This is a genomic window from Mesorhizobium sp. M7A.F.Ca.CA.002.05.1.1, assembly GCF_003998335.1.
Lineage (GTDB): Bacteria > Pseudomonadota > Alphaproteobacteria > Rhizobiales > Rhizobiaceae > Mesorhizobium.
In genome coordinates this window covers 1-529 of sequence record NZ_RZQI01001605.1, presented here as the reverse complement: position 1 = coordinate 529, position 529 = coordinate 1, and the positions used below count along the sequence as shown (strand labels likewise).

Genomic DNA, 529 nt, shown 5'->3' with positions numbered 1-529 from the left:
CTATGGGGCTCGACCCCGGCATCCGCACCGGCGTCAAGGTGGCGGTGGTCGACGGCACTGGCAAGGTGCTGACCACGACGACCGTCTACCCGTTCCCGCCCAGGAATGATGTGCGCGGCACGCAGGCGGAGCTCGCCAAGCTCATCCGGCTGCACAAGGTCGAGCTGATTTCGATCGGCAACGGCACCGGCAGCCGCGAGACGGAAAAGCTGGTCGCCGACATGCTGTCCGACATGCCGGCGGATGGTGGTCCGAAGCCCCTGAAGGTGATCGTCAGCGAGGCCGGCGCCTCGGTCTATTCGGCATCGGCGACGGCGGCGGCGGAATTCCCCGGCCTCGACGTGTCGTTGCGCGGTGCCGTCTCGATTGCCCGGCGGCTGCAGGATCCGCTGGCAGAACTGGTCAAGATCGAGCCCAAATCGATCGGCGTCGGCCAGTACCAGCACGATGTCGACCAGTACCGTCTCGGCCGCTCGTTGGAGGCGGTGGTGGAAGACGCGGTCAACGCCGTCGGCGTCGATCTCAACAC

At 66.9% G+C, this 529-nt stretch carries 1 pseudogene; it reads left to right on the top strand.

The features are described 5' to 3' along the window. A pseudogene (locus EN939_RS37300) lies at positions 1-529 on the top strand (RNA-binding transcriptional accessory protein); the annotation flags it as partial.